The 12,577-nt window shown below is 48.5% G+C and carries 14 protein-coding genes and 1 pseudogene; 9 read left to right on the top strand and 6 right to left on the bottom strand.

Annotation, left to right across the window (positions count from 1 at the left end):
• The first annotated feature begins 52 nt into the window (after window positions 1-52).
• Genes gspH through FKN93_RS13595 form a run of 7 tightly spaced genes read left to right on the top strand, consistent with a single transcriptional unit; the run spans window position 53 to window position 5,045 of the window.
• Window positions 53-628 (top strand): type II secretion system minor pseudopilin GspH, encoded by a 576-nt coding sequence (gene gspH / locus FKN93_RS13565; protein WP_040903887.1) that lies wholly within the window; start codon window positions 53-55, stop codon window positions 626-628.
• Complete coding sequence (gene gspI / locus FKN93_RS13570; protein WP_170905300.1) at window positions 621-977, top strand: type II secretion system minor pseudopilin GspI; 357 nt, start codon at window positions 621-623, stop codon at window positions 975-977. The genes gspH and gspI overlap by 8 nt, the downstream gene beginning before the upstream one ends.
• On the top strand, window positions 964-1,596 hold the full coding sequence (gene gspJ, locus FKN93_RS13575) for a type II secretion system minor pseudopilin GspJ (RefSeq protein ID WP_170905301.1): 633 nt from the start codon (window positions 964-966) through the stop codon (window positions 1,594-1,596). The genes gspI and gspJ overlap by 14 nt, the downstream gene beginning before the upstream one ends.
• Window positions 1,583-2,596 carry a type II secretion system minor pseudopilin GspK gene (gene gspK, locus FKN93_RS13580; RefSeq protein WP_110167766.1) on the top strand — a complete coding sequence of 338 codons (1,014 nt, stop codon included), beginning with the start codon at window positions 1,583-1,585 and terminating at the stop codon, window positions 2,594-2,596. The genes gspJ and gspK overlap by 14 nt, the downstream gene beginning before the upstream one ends.
• Window positions 2,565-3,791 carry a type II secretion system protein GspL gene (gspL, locus tag FKN93_RS13585; protein WP_170905302.1) on the top strand — a complete coding sequence of 409 codons (1,227 nt, stop codon included), beginning with the start codon at window positions 2,565-2,567 and terminating at the stop codon, window positions 3,789-3,791. The genes gspK and gspL overlap by 32 nt, the downstream gene beginning before the upstream one ends.
• Entirely contained in the window at window positions 3,791-4,285 is a 495-nt protein-coding gene (locus FKN93_RS13590; RefSeq protein WP_040903895.1) for a type II secretion system protein M, read from the top strand. The genes gspL and FKN93_RS13590 overlap by 1 nt, the downstream gene beginning before the upstream one ends.
• 1 nt (window position 4,286) lies before the next feature.
• Window positions 4,287-5,045: a type II secretion system protein N gene (locus FKN93_RS13595; protein WP_170905303.1), complete on the top strand. Its 759-nt coding sequence runs from the start codon at window positions 4,287-4,289 to the stop codon at window positions 5,043-5,045.
• Window positions 5,046-5,100: 55 nt separating this feature from the next.
• On the opposite strand, the gene cysQ is transcribed toward FKN93_RS13595, so the two are convergent.
• The 4 genes from cysQ to FKN93_RS13615 all read right to left on the bottom strand — a co-directional run bounded on the left by cysQ (window position 5,101) and on the right by FKN93_RS13615 (window position 8,082).
• Window positions 5,101-5,928 (bottom strand): 3'(2'),5'-bisphosphate nucleotidase CysQ, encoded by an 828-nt coding sequence (gene cysQ, locus FKN93_RS13600; protein WP_004394385.1) that lies wholly within the window; start codon window positions 5,926-5,928, stop codon window positions 5,101-5,103.
• 8 nt (window positions 5,929-5,936) lie between these two features.
• Window positions 5,937-6,497: an ADP compounds hydrolase NudE gene (nudE, locus tag FKN93_RS13605; RefSeq protein WP_154169909.1), complete on the bottom strand. Its 561-nt coding sequence runs from the start codon at window positions 6,495-6,497 to the stop codon at window positions 5,937-5,939.
• Window positions 6,498-6,687: 190 nt separating this feature from the next.
• A complete protein-coding gene (gene nfuA, locus FKN93_RS13610) occupies window positions 6,688-7,278 on the bottom strand; it encodes a Fe-S biogenesis protein NfuA (RefSeq protein ID WP_170905304.1) in 591 nt (196 codons plus the stop codon).
• 84 nt (window positions 7,279-7,362) lie between these two features.
• Window positions 7,363-8,082: a ComF family protein gene (locus FKN93_RS13615; protein ID WP_170905305.1), complete on the bottom strand. Its 720-nt coding sequence runs from the start codon at window positions 8,080-8,082 to the stop codon at window positions 7,363-7,365.
• Window positions 8,083-8,174: 92 nt separating this feature from the next.
• Here FKN93_RS13615 and bioH point away from each other — a divergent pair, with 92 nt between their 5' ends.
• Together bioH and FKN93_RS13625 are read left to right on the top strand one after the other, a co-directional pair.
• Window positions 8,175-8,951: a pimeloyl-ACP methyl ester esterase BioH gene (bioH, locus tag FKN93_RS13620; RefSeq protein ID WP_154169911.1), complete on the top strand. Its 777-nt coding sequence runs from the start codon at window positions 8,175-8,177 to the stop codon at window positions 8,949-8,951.
• Window positions 8,952-9,072: 121 nt separating this feature from the next.
• The gene (locus FKN93_RS13625; RefSeq protein ID WP_158137473.1) at window positions 9,073-9,543 is read left to right on the top strand and encodes an ATP-dependent Lon protease; all 471 of its coding nucleotides are present in this window, start codon (window positions 9,073-9,075) and stop codon (window positions 9,541-9,543) included.
• 294 nt (window positions 9,544-9,837) lie between these two features.
• On the opposite strand, the gene FKN93_RS13630 is transcribed toward FKN93_RS13625, so the two are convergent.
• Both FKN93_RS13630 and FKN93_RS17610 read right to left on the bottom strand, forming a co-directional pair.
• Window positions 9,838-12,159: a Tex family protein gene (locus FKN93_RS13630; RefSeq protein WP_170905306.1), complete on the bottom strand. Its 2,322-nt coding sequence runs from the start codon at window positions 12,157-12,159 to the stop codon at window positions 9,838-9,840.
• Window positions 12,160-12,243: 84 nt separating this feature from the next.
• Window positions 12,244-12,577, bottom strand: a pseudogene (locus FKN93_RS17610) (hypothetical protein); the annotation flags it as partial.

Here is a 12,577-nt window from a genome sequence, read left to right on the forward strand (position 1 = left end):
ATCCCGTGACATTCCTGTTGCTTACCGATAACCCATTGAGCAGTCATCAGTAATGAAATTTACCCGAGGCTTTACGCTACTTGAAATCATGCTCGTATTGGTACTGATTTCAATCAGTGCGGTAGCGGTGATCGCCACGTTGCCAGCTCGACAAAATGATCAGGCTAATGTGGCTGCGCAGAGCTTGTTTCAGCGTTTACAGTTACTCAATGAAGAGGCACTGCTCAGTGGTTTTGATTTTGGCTTACGGATTGATGAGCCCAATAAACGTTTTACTTTTGTACAACTGACCGAGAAAGGCTGGCAAAAGATCGATAAAATTGGTTTTGCTGCTCAACTCAGCTTAGCCGATTCACTCAATCTCGATTTTGTTCTCGGTAGCGGCGTTTGGCAGGATAAAAACCGACTCTTCACCCCAGGATCTTTGTTTGATGAGGAGAGGTTTGCTGAGTACAAAGAACAGCAAAGCGAACCTGCGCCACAAGTATTTATTCTCTCTAGTGGTGAAATCACCCCGTTTCGTTTATTGCTTTACCCTCATCAGGAGAGCGTCGAACAAGCTTGGCAAGTCGTGGTCGAAGATAATGGGCATATTCGCCTATTCGCACCAGGAGAGAGTGATGAGTAAAAGGAAGCGCGGTTTTACGCTGTTGGAAGTCTTGGTCGCGTTAGCGATTTTTGCTACCGCGGCGATCAGTGTGATTCGAGCGGTGACTCAGCACGTCAATACGATTGGTTATCTGGAAGATAAAATGTTCGCGGCAATGGTAGCCGATAATCAGATGGCCAAGGTCATGTTAACTCCTGCTTCACTCGCGGCAAAAGAAGGCAAAGAGGAACTTGCTGGTCGCACTTGGTACTGGCGCGTTGCGCCGATTGCGACCACGGCGCCAGTGTTATCCGCCTTTGATGTCAGTGTTGCCAGCACAGAAAAAAGCCAACCTTTGGTCACGGTCAGAAGCTATGTCAGCAAATAAAGCACGCGGATTTACCTTAATCGAAGTCTTGGTGGCGATAGCGATTTTTGCCAGTTTAAGTATTGCTGCTTATCAGGTGCTTTATCAGGTGCAACTGAGTAATCAAGTTTCTGCACAACGAGAAGCCCGATTGAGTGAGCTACAGCGCGCGATGGTAATGATGGACGCCGACTTTCGACAAATGGCGGCACGCGCTTTTCGTACTAATGGTGAAGCTCCGACCGGACTCCTTGTCGAGTGGCGAGATTATTTGCTCGATTCAGATGAAAAAGGCGTGTTATTTACCCGCTTAGGTTGGCATAACCCCCAGCAACAGTTTCCGCGTGGTGAAGTACTTAAAGGCGGTTATCGTTTAAAAGATCATGTCCTAGAAAGAGTCTGGTGGCGTTATCCTGACACTCCTGTTGCACAAGAGCCAGTCATTACGCCTGTGTTGAGCGAGGTTGAGAGCTGGTCGATGCGCTTTTATCAACGGGGAGAGTGGTCAGAGCAATGGGAATCGGAGCGTCGGTTGCCCGAAGCGGTGAGCGTGCGCTTAATACTGAAAGATTATGGTGAGATTGAGCGAGTCTATTTATTAACTGGCGCTTCATTAGGAGAAGCCGATGGTGCGTCCTAATGCCCAGCGCGGAGTCGCGTTAATCGTTGTGCTGCTGCTGCTGGCGGTGATGGTTTCGATTGCTGCGACGATGTCGCAGCGTATGTTTAGTCAGTTTCAACGTGCTAATCACCAACTGGGCTATCAGCAAGCGTATTGGTATACGCTGGGGGTGGAGGCGTTAGCCAAAGCCGCGATTGAACAGAGTTATCAAGACAGTGATGTGATCAGTTTGAATCAGCCTTGGTCTCAACAACATCAAACTTACCCGCTAGATTATGGCGTGGTGACGGGCAGTTTAGTCGATGCACAAGCCTGTTTTAATCTCAATGCATTCGCAGGTTTACTGCCCAGCAATGAGCCAACGCCACCTTATCTCTATCGAGTGTGGCGCGCGTTGTTGGATGAAGTAGAGATTGATAATTTTCAAGCTGAGACGATTGCCGATGCGACATGGGATTTTATTGATGCCGATGATCGGGTTAATCGTTCCAATGGTGCAGAAGATAGCTTGTATGAATCGATGACACCAGCGTATTTACCGCCAAATGGTTTATTGGCCGATGCCAGTGAATTGCGGGCAGTGTATCAAGTGAGTGGCGAAGCAATGCATCAGCTGTCACCTTATGTCTGTGCGCTACCCACCCAAGATTGGCGTTTAAATATCAATACGTTACCACCAGAAAAAGCGCCATTATTGGTGGCCATGTTTAGCCCGTATTTAAATGAGGCCAACGCTAAGTCTGTGTTAGAATCTCGCCCCTTTGATGGTTGGGATAGCGTGGCGAGTTTTCTCGCCGAGCCAGCGATCGCGGCCGTCGATAATGCGCGTCGTGAAGAGGCAAGAGCGTATTTAAGTGTCGATAGTCACTATTTTGAATTGGATGCTCAGGTGATGGTGGATACGTCCCGAGTGCGTGTTCGTAGTCTGTTTTATAGCAGTAATAAAAAGGATGCTACGGTAGTTAGCCGTCGCTATGGAGGAGTCAGTGAGCGAAAGCTTGATCGTTCGGCTGAGTAGTCAACAAAATGCAATTATCCCTTGGTTAGTCTGGTCATCGACTCAGCAACAAGTGATCGCCAGTGGTGAGCTAAGCAATGGACAACAACTCGAACAACTGACCCCGCACGCGGTTCAGCGTTCAACGATAGTTTTGCTATCAACCAGCGACTTACTGTTAACTCAAGTCACGATCCCTGCAGGAGGCAGTCGGCAGTTTGCCGCCATGCTTCCCTATCTTTTAGAAGAAGAGATCGCGCAAGATGTTGATGAACTGCATTTTAGTGTATTAGGTAAACAAGGTGATCAAGCTTTTGTTGCTGGCGTTGAGCGTGCCTGGTTACAGGCCATGCTGGAGCAGTTACAAGCGTTAGGACTAGACGTTAAGCGAGTGGTCCCCGATGTGTTGGCTTTGCCGGTGCATGAGGAGGGATTAAGCGCGGGTCAAATGGGTGATCAATGGCTGGTGCGTAAAGGTGAATACAGTGGATTATCGGTTGATAAGGACTGGTTAACGTGGTTTTGTGCGTCGGACTGGGTTAAGAATCAGACCGAGTATTTACCTCTCACAGCTTATACTCCTTTACCCGAACTTCCCTTGAGTGAGCAACAATCGTGGCAGTCGATGGCTTGCCCGTCGTTGTTGGTGCTGCTCACTGAGCAAGTGCTCACACATAAAATAAATTTGCTGACTGGGCCTTTTAAGCCCAAATCCTCTTGGAATAAATATTGGTTGATTTGGCGTAAGGCCGTTATCGCTGGTTTGTTTTTGCTGGTGGTATTGATGACCAGTTATGGTTTACAAGTTCATAAAGATACGCAGCTCGCGCAAAGCTATCGTGATGAAAGTGAACGTGTTTTTAGAGAGATTTTTCCTGATAAGCAGCGTATTCCAACCGTCAGTTATTTGAGACGACAGATGACGGATGAGTTAACGGCGCTCTCTGGTTCAGCGCAAGGTGAAGATGTCCTAAGTTGGTTCAGCCGATTACCAGAGACGATTGGTAGTGTGACTGATATGCAAGTGCAAAGTTTACGTTTTGACGGCAATCGCAGTGAAGTGCGTCTTGATGTCACTAGTAGTGATTTTCAATCGTTTGAACAAGCGAGAGTCAAGTTAGCGGAGTACTTTTCGGTCGAGCAAGGTCAGCTCAGCCGTAATGAGCAACGGGTATCGGGATCGTTTGTGTTGAAACCTAAGGAAGGGAGTGAGTAATGAAAGACAAATTAACTCCACTTTATCTATGGTGGCAAAGTATTAGTCAGCGCGAGCAACGTTTATTATCGGTCGCGGTGCTCTGTTTGGTGCTCGGGTTCGTCTATTGGGGGGCAATTGCACCGCTCAATCAACGTAGTCAGGAAGCAAAAACTCGCATTCAAAGTGAACGCCAATTATTACAATGGGTTGAAAATACGGCCGATCAAATTAGCGCTCTACGTCAGCAAGGCGGTGTGGTGCGCTCTGCTCAACCGTTAAACCAAGTGATCGCCGCATCGACCGGGCAATTCAATATTGAGTTAGTCAGAGTGCAGCCGCGTGGCGACCGTATGCAAGTATGGATTCAACCGGTACCATTTACCCAGTTGGTTGCTTGGTTGGCTCATTTAAAAGAGCGGCAAGGGATTGAGGTTGAGTTTATGGATCTTGAGCGCGGTAAAGTTTCGGGCATGGTTGAAGTCAGACGTCTACAGTTTAAGCGGGTCGGATAACATGAAGCGTATTATTGGCTATTTGAGTCTATTTATCTCGGTCGCTTTCGTTAGTGCGTTGCTTCACCTTCCCGCTCATGTCGTGATTAAGCACCTTCCATTACCCTCAGGGTTAGTCCTGCAAGGTGTTAAAGGGACTATTTGGAATGGCAGCGCGAGTCAAGTTCGTTGGCAACAACAGAATTCGGGGGCGGTTCAATGGCAGTGGCAATGGTCGGCGCTGTTAAAAGCCCAAGCACGGCTAGCGGTGCGTTTTGGACGGGGTAGTGATGTACAGTGGCAAGGACGTGGTGTGGTTGGTTATGGTTGGTCGGGCCCTTTTGCTGAACATCTGGTGATCTCCTTACCGGCCAAGCAGCTACAACCTTATTTAACCTTACCTATTCCTCTGACCCTTGAAGGACAAGTGGAGCTGACTTTACGTGATTATCGCTACCGTGCTCCTTGGTGTGACACAGCGCAAGGCGTGATGACTTGGGATCAAGGTCAAGTTGGTTCACCACTTGGTGAGCTAGCGTTAGGAGCGGTGGTTGCTGATTTTACTTGTCAGCAGAGTGTGTTTGAAATAACGGGCGGTCAACAGACGGAGCAAGTAAGCAGTGAGTTTTCGTTACGGCTTCAAGCAGATCGAAGCTTTGCAGCTCAAGCTTGGTTTAAGCCGGGCGCACAATTTCCAGCATCGCTGGCTCAGCAGTTAGATTATTTACCCAGCCCAGATAGCCAAGGTCGTTACTCGTTTAGTCAACAGGGACGTCTGTAAAGTGGTCAGGTCATGAAGGTTTAAGAGGGACGTGCAGGGGATGCCCTGCACGTTGCTAATCTTTTATCTTTAATATTTCATCCCAAGGCAAATCGGCATCGCCTAACACGATGAAATTCGGATTCTCTAGGGTATCTCGTTCATTGTACGACAGGGGATCGAGTTGAGTATTTAAGATCCGCCCACCGGCCTCTTCGACAATGCATTGTGTCGCGGCGGTATCCCATTCTCCGGTTGGTCCTAGGCGTAGATAACAATCAACCGCACCTTCAGCGACTAAACACGCTTTGAGCGCCGCTGAACCAAGCGGGATTAAATCGTAATTCCATTGATGGCTTAAACGCTGAGTGATGCGATTAATGTCTTGTCGGCGACTGATGGCGATAGCGATTGATTGACCGGCTAACTCATGCTTATGACTATAAATACGCAGACTTTCTGACATATCGGGAATTTTCCATGCCCCTTTGCCCTGATAAGCATAATAAGTGACGCCAGAAACTGGTCCATACACCACCCCCATCACTGGTCGGTTATGTTCAACTAAGGCAATCACAGTCGCGAAGTCTCCGCTGCGCGCAATAAACTCTTGGGTACCATCGAGAGGATCAACCAGCCAGTAGCGCTGCCACGTTTCACGGGTTTCTAAACCAATATTCGCGGCTTCTTCAGAAAGAACCGGAATGTCTGGAGTGAGTTCCATTAACCGTTCAGTGACTAATTTGTGGGCGGCGAGATCGGCGCTGGTGACTGGCGTTTCATCACTTTTTACAAACGATTCGTAAGATTTATTCTCGTATATATCAAGAATCAGTTGGCCTGCAGAGCGGGCAATGCTGATCACATCAGGTAAAAGATGAGAGAGATCTTTGGCTGTGGGCATGATACTTCCTATTCGTTTGCGGCAATAGATAAGTGACGAAGAGCCAGCAATAAAGCGGTAATACTGCGAGCTTCACTAAAATCAAGATGGGTTAATAACTCTTCGGCTTGTGCTAAAGGCCAGCGTATGACTTCGAGTGGCTCCGGTTCATCACCAATTAACTGATCTGAGTATAGGTCTTGTGCAATAAAAAGTGTCATTCGACTGGAGAAGTAGGAGGGGGCAAGCACCACTTCTTTGAGCGGTATTAAACGATCGGCTCCCATACCAATCTCTTCTTTTAATTCGCGAACAGCAGCTTGTTCTGCGGATTCTCCAGCATCGATCAAACCTTTGGGAAAGCCGAGTTCATAGCGCTCTGTTCCTGCTGCGTATTCCCGAACCAGCAACAAATCGCCTTGAGCGGTGATCGGTACCATCATGACGGCATGACGCCCACTGGGCTTCATACGCTCATAGGTACGCTGTTCGCCATTCGAGAAGCGGAGGTCGAGAGCTTCAATCGTAAACAGTTTAGATTGGGCGACGGCGCGTTGCGCTAAAATTTCTGGTGCTGTTTTCGAGGACATCCGCTAACTCCTTGGCAGGCAAACTATTCTTACTATATAAGAAAATGAGATAGGTGGAAATATCTCCCTTTTACTTGCTGTATTGGCCGTACGGATCATATTGACGCCATCAATCGTGCTGAACGTTCAACCCGCGAGAAGGGGGAATACACAAACAGCGTAAGTCACGCCTGCGCTGTTTGTCTCTGATTTAGTAGTAAGAGTGGTCGCCGCGATCATGTTCCGTTGCATCACGTACCGCGGTTAGCTCGCCAGCAAATTGGGCCAATAGTTCTTTCTCAATGCCTTCTTTTAGAGTGACATCGACCATCGAGCAGCCATTACAACCACCACCAAATTGCAGTAAAGCGATACCCTCATCGGTAATGTTCACTAAGCTCACGTGACCGCCATGCCCAGCAAGTTGAGGGTTAACTTGAGTTTGAATCGCATACTCAACGCGCGCCATTAATGGGGCATCATCGTCTACTTTGCGCATTTTAGCGTTTGGCGCTTTAAGGGTAAGTTGTGAGCCCATTTTATCGGTCACAAAATCAATTTCAGCGTTTTCGAGGAACGGTAAGCTGAGTTCATCGACATACGCAGAAAAATCAGTGAAAGGGATCACGGTATCGGTTTTTTCTACCGCTTCTGGTGGACAATAAGAGACGCCACACTCGGCATTTTGTGTTCCGGGATTAACCACAAACACACGAATGTTCGTTCCTTCGGGTTGCTGTGCCAAGAGTTTGGCAAAATGAGACTGAGCGGATTCAGTAATAACGATAGTAGTTGTTGACACGACGAATACCTGAGTGATTTTGTAGGTTATTTGCTAGCCATTCTACTCCAGTCGCGCCGAGGATCCAGCCCTTTTTTACTTCGATTATGGCTGGAATGCATCGCTCGGCTCAGGAGTGCGGCATAAGCAATAAATATCAATCCTTTCGATGCCAACTTCAAGCAGTAAATCACATAATTGTCGGATAGTGCTACCGGTAGTGACCACATCGTCGACGATAGCGACATGGTTAACGTGTGGAATCGATAGACGTTGAAATGCACCAGATAAATTTTTCTCACGCTGTGATTTGGTTAATTGTTGTTGAGCGGGAGTGGAGCGAGTGCGGGTAAACAGATGCGGGTCAAACTGGCTACCTACGTGCTTGGCAAGGGGGCGAGCAAGACGCTCGCTTTGATTAAACCCTCTTTGCCATTGTCTGCGCCAGTGTAATGGGACGCAAGTGATCAGCGGAGCTGGCTCAGTGATGCATTCAGAGAGTCGAGCGGCTAAATGACGTGCTTGCCAAAACTGACGCTGATATTTAAGTTGATGAATGGTGTGACTCAATGGGAATCGGTAGTCACCGATGCAAAACAGCCGTTGCCAAGGGGGAGGGGAACGTAAGCATTGACCACATTGGGGAGTGATGGTTAGGCAAGGTAAACCACAGCGCTGGCAACGAAGGCTGGGAGCATACCAAGCTTGGCAGGCGTGGCAAGTACCATGCTGCGCTTGAGGCTCTAAAGGCAGATGGCATAAGCTGCAGGTTGGCGTGAGCCAAGCGTGGGTGATAGTCGATATCCGATCTCGCCACATTGACATAATAAACCTCGGATGATGCGATAGAGATTGAGGTAAAGTATGGCGAAGATAGTCGCCTTAAGAGGCGGGTTTTAGTAGGAGAAAATGTGAACATGACCGAAAAGCTGTACTGGCAAGTGATAGGCGAAGGGCCTGATCTGGTGCTGATTCACGGATGGGGAATGAATGGTGCTGTGTGGCAGCAAACCAGTCAACGGTTACAAACCCAGTTTCGTGTCCATATCCTGGATTTGCCCGGTTATGGTTATAGCGCTCAATCGTCAGCAGCGAGTTTAGCCGAGATCGCTCAAGTGGTATTGGACCAAGCACCGTCGCAGGCGATCTGGGTAGGATGGTCTTTAGGGGGATTAATTGCTACCCATATCGCGCTGCATTACCCGCAACGAGTTACCCAGTTAGTCACGGTTGCTTCGTCACCTAAATTTACCGCCAGCGAGCAAGAGACGCCAGTATGGCGGGGAATCAAACCACAGGTATTGGATACCTTTACCGACCAGTTGTTAACCGATTTACCCTTGATGATTGAGCGGTTTATTGCTTTACAAGCCATGGGTAGCCCGAGTGCGCGTCAAGAAATCAAAGCGCTTAAGCAAGCGGTATTAGCGCGGCCAATGCCGACTCACCAAGCGTTATTAACCGGATTACAACTGCTTTCCGAGACCGATATGCGTCAGCAACTGACTCAGTTAACCATGCCAGTGCTGCGTATGTATGGTCGATTGGATGGATTAGTCCCACTGCGTGTTGCAGAGGCTGTGCATCAACTGCAAACCAATAGTCAGACCTCTATTTTCCAAGCCTCTTCGCATGCGCCTTTTATGACCGAGCAAGACGCCTTTTGTCAGCAATTGCTCAGCTTTGCAAAATAACAGTAAATTTTGTTGCCGATTAGTGAATAAGCGCTAAAAAACCGCCACGATTGGTCGATATATAAGTTATCCCTAACGGTAGCTTAATCGAAGGGGGTGCGACACTGAGGAGGACTCGGTTATGATCGTGTCACCGACTAATGTTAGCGTGCCACTTATCGCCCCGTCAGTGAATGTGCAAACAGAGCAAGCGTCACGAGATAATCGGATACGTGCGCCTGTTACGGCACCGGTAGAGCTCACCAAAAGCCAAGCTGAGCGTAAAACCAAAGCAGAGGACAAGCGGCGTAAACAATCCGCTTGGGATCCTGCTGAGCATCCTAACTATGAGCAAGAGAGTGATCAAGAGTCTAAACGACGACAGCGTGAAGCACTACGCAGTGAATTGGATCGGTTGTTTGATTTATTAGCACTGTCTTCTTACAGTGAGGAGCAAGGTAAAGGCTATACAATGCGTTTTCGGTTGCCAAAGCGGATCATTGATGCGGCAATAACTGAAGGCAAAATGGCGAAACGACGGACAGTGATTCAATTTCATTACGGTCATTCTGTAGCGCCTAATACGCCATCAGAAGTGATAGCGATCCTGTAGTTATCATTGAGCATAAGCTGGAATGATAAGGTGAATAAAAAATCCCCACAGCCAATGCTGCGGGGATTTGTTTTTACCAAGTAGAGTATTGACGATGTGTTGATATCCCCTTCCTACTTGAAGTTGCAGGGGTGTTAGCTACGTTCGTTCACCCCAATCACATCGCCTGTTTATGCTCATCGGGATGATGAGAGCCGTCCTTGACTCTCCCTCAAAGCTAGCCTACGGCTGTTCAAATAGGTCACTCACTTGCCTTCTACCTGTAACGCCAAGTTGTTGGGGTATGCGTTGGCGTTATTTTTTCGCTTTAGCAAAGGCGGCCGCAAAGGCACCGCCCATCGCGCCATTTTGCGCTGGTTCATCTCGGCGACGAGGAGGCGGCGAAGTTTGCTGACGCGCTTGAGTGGTGGATGACGGGCGTTGTCCGCGGCTCTCTTGTCCCGGCTCGTCGTTTAAACGCATAGATAGTGCAATCCGCTTACGTTGTACGTCGACTTCCATGACTTTGACCTTGACGATGTCACCCGCTTTCACCACGTCGCGTGGGTCAGCGATGAAACGGTCGGTTAGAGCGGAGATGTGCACTAAACCATCTTGATGCACACCAATATCAACGAAAGCGCCAAAATTCGCTACGTTAGACACCACGCCCTCCAAAATCATCCCCACTTCGAGATCTTTCATCTCATTGACTCCATCAGCAAAGGTCGCCGTTTTGAATTCAGGGCGAGGATCGCGTCCCGGTTTATCCAGCTCTTTAATGATGTCGGTAATGGTTGGTAGGCCAAAATGCTCATCGGTATAATCGACCGCGCGTAGCGAGTGCAAAAAGGTACTGTTACCAATCAATGATTTAATGTCTTGCTGGTTTTTCTCAGCAATCGCTTTGACCACCGGATAAGCTTCAGGGTGGACCGCAGAGGCGTCGAGTGGATTTTTCCCCGCCATAATCCGCAAGAACCCCGCACATTGCTCAAAGGCTTTGGGGCCAAGACGCGGTACTTTTTTCAAGCTGGTTCGTCCTTCAAAGCGGCCATGCTCATCACGATATTGAACAATATTTTGTGCTAATGCTGCAGATAAGCCAGCAACGCGAGTCAGGAGTGCAGCCGAGGCGGTATTGACATCGACCCCAACGGCGTTCACACAGTCTTCGACTACCGCATCAAGACGCTTGGCGAGCAACGTTTGGCTGACATCGTGCTGGTATTGACCCACACCAATCGATTTAGGATCAATTTTGACCAATTCTGCCAATGGATCTTGCAAACGACGAGCAATGGATACGGCACCGCGCAGTGAGACGTCCATATTGGGAAACTCTTTCGCGGCCAGTTCAGAGGCAGAATACACCGAGGCCCCCGCTTCGCTGACGATGATTTTTTGTATCTTAAGATTGCCGCGTTTAATTAAGTCGGCAACAAAAGTATCGGTTTCACGTGAGGCGGTACCGTTACCGATGGCAATCAGATCCACCTGATGTTTGTTGACCAATGCTGCGACGGTTTGCATCGCTCGCTCGTATTGATTTTGTGGTACATGTGGATAGATGGTGTCGGTGGCGAGTACTTTTCCGGTCGCATCGACGACGGCGACTTTACAGCCAGTCCGCAGCCCCGGATCGAGCCCCAGCGTTGCACGAGGGCCAGCTGGTGCTGCCATCAGGAGATCTTTGAGGTTATTAGCAAACACATCGATAGCCTCAATCTCCGCACGTTCTTTCATCGCGGCCATCAGCTCAGTCTCCATGTGCATCGAGACTTTAATTCGCCACGCCCAACTGATCACTTGCTGACGCCATTGATCTGCGGGAGCTTGACTGAGATGCAACTGATAATGTTCGGCGATTAAGGTTTCGCAATACGAGTGGCGTAGGCTCTCATCTTGCTGAGGGTCGGCATTTAAGCTCAGAGTTAAGAAGCCTTCGTTACGGCCACGCAGCATGGCTAAAGCACGATGTGATGGTGTTTTACTGATCAGCTCTCGGTGATCAAAATAGTCTTTAAACTTTTCACCCGCTTGCTCTTTACCTGCCACGACTTGAGCAACAATCTCCGCGTGACGGGTTAAATAGTGGCGTATTTTGGCTAATAGGTCGGCATCTTCAGCGATGCGCTCCATGATGATCGCTCGTGCGCCATCCAATGCCGCTTTACTATCGGCAACGCCTTTATTGACGTCGATATAAGCTAAGGCGGCTTGCTCTGGTTCGATATCCCCTTGTAACCACAAGCGATCCGCTAACGGTTCAAGACCGGCTTCAATGGCGATTTGACCTTTGGTGCGTCGTTTCGGCTTATAAGGTAGGTAGAGATCTTCTAAGCGAGTTTTGTTGTCAGCGGCAAGAATCGCTTGTTCGAGCTCTGGAGTGAGCTTACCTTGCTCTTGAATCGATTTAAGAATCGTCTGACGGCGCTCATCCATTTCTCGCAAATAACTTAAACGGGTATCTAAGTGACGCAGTTGCGTATCATCTAATCCTCCCGTTACCTCTTTGCGGTAGCGAGCAATAAATGGCACTGTGTTGCCGTCATCAATTAAGCTAACGGCGGCGATAACTTGTGTAGGGCTGACATTCAGCTCGTTGGCAATCTGTTGGCAGATAGCGTGGCTCATCCGTGGTCTCTCTGTCTATCAATGATATACGGATTGTACGTAGCCAATTATCTGCTGCAACGTCTTTTATGCCATTGCTTAGTATTACGAACGATTTTTAACGAAACTCAGACAAGCGGAGTAAAAAATAAAGCCGTAACCCAGAAGCTCTAACCCTTCTTGTAGGGCATTTTTGAAGCCGTGCTCATAGGAATCCCCCATGATTCCGATCCAAAATAGATTGCCACTGCCAAACACTCGGCTAAAGATAAGCAGAATTAACAGGCCAATTAACAAAAAGGGATAGGCTTTGTAAGTGTTCACCAAGCCCCTATTGACAGAAAAAGTGTGACACTCAGCACTTGATCCACTTTTTACTATTGAGTGATCATTCCAGTGCTTCATCCTGTTTGTTATGAGCAGAAAGAAAGCCCCTAAA

The organism is Vibrio sp. A8-1 (assembly GCF_013048685.1).
Classification (GTDB): domain Bacteria; phylum Pseudomonadota; class Gammaproteobacteria; order Enterobacterales; family Vibrionaceae; genus Vibrio; species Vibrio metschnikovii.

Coding starts and splice junctions, on each gene's coding strand:
- gspH (WP_040903887.1), top strand. CDS start 53: ATGAAATTTACCCGAGGCTTTACGCTACTTGAAATCATGCTCGTATTG.
- gspI (WP_170905300.1), top strand. CDS start 621: ATGAGTAAAAGGAAGCGCGGTTTTACGCTGTTGGAAGTCTTGGTCGCG.
- gspJ (WP_170905301.1), top strand. CDS start 964: ATGTCAGCAAATAAAGCACGCGGATTTACCTTAATCGAAGTCTTGGTG.
- gspK (WP_110167766.1), top strand. CDS start 1,583: ATGGTGCGTCCTAATGCCCAGCGCGGAGTCGCGTTAATCGTTGTGCTG.
- FKN93_RS13590 (WP_040903895.1), top strand. CDS start 3,791: ATGAAAGACAAATTAACTCCACTTTATCTATGGTGGCAAAGTATTAGT.
- FKN93_RS13595 (WP_170905303.1), top strand. CDS start 4,287: ATGAAGCGTATTATTGGCTATTTGAGTCTATTTATCTCGGTCGCTTTC.
- cysQ (WP_004394385.1), bottom strand. CDS start 5,928: ATGCCCACAGCCAAAGATCTCTCTCATCTTTTACCTGATGTGATCAGC.
- nudE (WP_154169909.1), bottom strand. CDS start 6,497: ATGTCCTCGAAAACAGCACCAGAAATTTTAGCGCAACGCGCCGTCGCC.
- FKN93_RS13615 (WP_170905305.1), bottom strand. CDS start 8,082: ATGTCAATGTGGCGAGATCGGATATCGACTATCACCCACGCTTGGCTC.
- bioH (WP_154169911.1), top strand. CDS start 8,175: ATGACCGAAAAGCTGTACTGGCAAGTGATAGGCGAAGGGCCTGATCTG.
- FKN93_RS13625 (WP_158137473.1), top strand. CDS start 9,073: ATGATCGTGTCACCGACTAATGTTAGCGTGCCACTTATCGCCCCGTCA.
- FKN93_RS13630 (WP_170905306.1), bottom strand. CDS start 12,159: ATGAGCCACGCTATCTGCCAACAGATTGCCAACGAGCTGAATGTCAGC.